A 2,636-nucleotide genomic window follows, 5' to 3' on the forward strand; every position below is an offset into this window, starting at 1 on the left:
CTACAACCCCAGCATTGCCGTAACAATACTGGTTTGGGCTAATCCGAGTTCGCTCGCCGCTACTATCGGAATCACTTTTGTTTTCTTCTCCTCCGGGTACTTAGATGTTTCAGTTCTCCGGGTTCGCCTCCTTACGGATAACATATCTTCAATATGCTGGGTTGCCCCATTCGGATATCTGCGGATCGATTTGTATGTGCCAATCCCCGCAGCTTTTCGCAGCTTATCACGTCCTTCATCGCCTCTGAGAGCCTAGGCATTCCCCATACGCTCTTATATAGCTTATTGTACTTTTTGTCTTTTTAATGAGTTTATAATTAGTTAAAAGCTCGTAAACCTTAACTAATTACGAATTGTATAATTATAAATAACTATACTTTATTTTTATGTATCTTTTTTCAATATGTCAATGAACTTTTTTCTGTAATTAAACAGAATCGTGGAGAATATCGGAGTCGAACCGATGACCTCCTGCGTGCAAGGCAGGCGCTCTAGCCAGCTGAGCTAATCCCCCATTGTAATTCTTATAACTTAAGAATTCTCAATTTTGAATTTAGAATCCTCAACTTCTAGAATTTCCTTTATATTATTATAGTTAGTAGTCTCAGGCAGACTCGAACTGCCGACCTCTACATTATCAGTGTAGCGCTCTAACCAGCTGAGCTATGAGACTCTACTATAATAGATTAATTAAATTAACAGCAAAAGAATAAACTATATCTTTCCTTACTTTATCTCGCTTAGTCGTCTTTCTCTAGAAAGGAGGTGTTCCAGCCGCACCTTCCGGTACGGCTACCTTGTTACGACTTAGCCCTAGTTACTAATTTTACCCTAGGCCGCTCCTTGCGGTGACGGACTTCAGGCACTCCCAGCTTCCATGGCTTGACGGGCGGTGTGTACAAGGCCCGGGAACGTATTCACCGCATCATGGCTGATATGCGATTACTAGCGATTCCAGCTTCACGGAGTCGAGTTGCAGACTCCGATCCGAACTGTGATAGGGTTTATAGATTCGCTCCTGGTCACCCAGTGGCTGCTCTCTGTCCCTACCATTGTAGCACGTGTGTAGCCCAGGACGTAAGGGCCGTGATGATTTGACGTCATCCCCACCTTCCTCACGGTTTGCACCGGCAGTCTTGTTAGAGTTCCCATCTTTACATGCTGGCAACTAACAACAGGGGTTGCGCTCGTTATAGGACTTAACCTGACACCTCACGGCACGAGCTGACGACAACCATGCAGCACCTTGTAAAGTGTCCGAAGAAAAAACTATCTCTAGTCCTGTCACTCTACATTTAAGCCCTGGTAAGGTTCCTCGCGTATCATCGAATTAAACCACATGCTCCACCGCTTGTGCGGGCCCCCGTCAATTCCTTTGAGTTTCATTCTTGCGAACGTACTCCCCAGGTGGGTTACTTATCACTTTCGCTTAGCCACTCAGACCGAAGTCCGAACAGCTAGTAACCATCGTTTACGGCGTGGACTACCAGGGTATCTAATCCTGTTCGCTCCCCACGCTTTCGTCCATCAGTGTCAGTATATTATTAGTAATCTGCCTTCGCAATTGGTATTCTATGTAATATCTATGCATTTCACCGCTACACTACATATTCTAACTACTTCATAATAACTCAAGATAACCAGTATCAAAGGCAATTCTACAGTTGAGCTGCAGACTTTCACCTCTGACTTAATTATCCACCTACGGACCCTTTAAACCCAATGATTCCGGATAACGCTTGGATCCTCCGTATTACCGCGGCTGCTGGCACGGAGTTAGCCGATCCTTATTCTTACAGTACCGTCAGAACTCTACACGTAGAGTGGTTTCTTCCTGTATAAAAGCAGTTTACAACCCATAGGGCAGTCTTCCTGCACGCGGCATGGCTGGATCAGAGTTGCCTCCATTGTCCAATATTCCTCACTGCTGCCTCCCGTAGGAGTCTGGTCCGTGTCTCAGTACCAGTGTGGGGGATCCCCCTCTCAGGGCCCCTATCTATCGCTGTCTTGGGGTGCCGTTACCACTCCAACTAACTAATAGAACGCATACTCATCTTTTACCGATAAATCTTTAATTATCTCATGATGCCATAAAATAATACTATGAGGTATTAATCCAAATTTCTCTGGGCTATCCCCCTGTAAAAGGTAGATTGTATACGCGTTACGCACCCGTGCGCCACTCGTCATCTGGTGCAAGCACCAATGTTACCGTTCGACTTGCATGTGTTAGGCCTGCCGCTAGCGTTCATCCTGAGCCAGGATCAAACTCTTCATCGTTAATTTTTAAGTCTTACGACTATATCTTAACAACTAATCGAAATTGTTTAATTTCAGTACTCAAAATGGTCTATTCTTTTGTCTTGAAAATTATCGTTTCCAATAACTCTCTTACGCTGTCAATTCAATATGTTAATGAACTTTTTTATCTCTCTTAAAACTTTTAAGCCTTAAGCGGGTGCAAATATAAAACCCTTTTTTTATTCCCACAATACTATTTGATCTTTTTTTTATTTTTTTTTCTCAATAAAACTCAAATCAAACTTGTGAACGTTTTCTAAACTCTAACGCGTTTAGCGGGTGCAAATATACAACCCCTTTTTTGTCTTAACCAAATCTTTTTTAAAGTATTTTTA

Annotated in this window: 2 tRNA genes and 2 rRNA genes (1 of these 4 cut by a window edge); all 4 read right to left on the reverse strand. The window is 43.1% G+C overall.

Features of this window, described 5'->3' with window-relative positions:
• Positions 1–288 (reverse strand): 23S ribosomal RNA (locus tag TD18_RS09940) (it extends 2,531 nt beyond the left edge of the window).
• A gap of 152 nt (positions 289–440) precedes the next feature.
• Positions 441–514, reverse strand: a tRNA-Ala gene (locus tag TD18_RS09945).
• Between the two features lie 85 nt (positions 515–599).
• Positions 600–673: transfer RNA gene (locus tag TD18_RS09950), tRNA-Ile, on the reverse strand.
• Between the two features lie 85 nt (positions 674–758).
• Positions 759–2,280, reverse strand: a 16S ribosomal RNA gene (locus TD18_RS09955).
• Together the 16S and 23S rRNA genes with 2 tRNA genes alongside form the textbook arrangement of a ribosomal RNA operon.
• Positions 2,281–2,636: the final 356 nt, after the last annotated feature.

Source organism: Psychroserpens mesophilus (assembly GCF_000826645.1).
GTDB lineage: Bacteria > Bacteroidota > Bacteroidia > Flavobacteriales > Flavobacteriaceae > Psychroserpens > Psychroserpens mesophilus.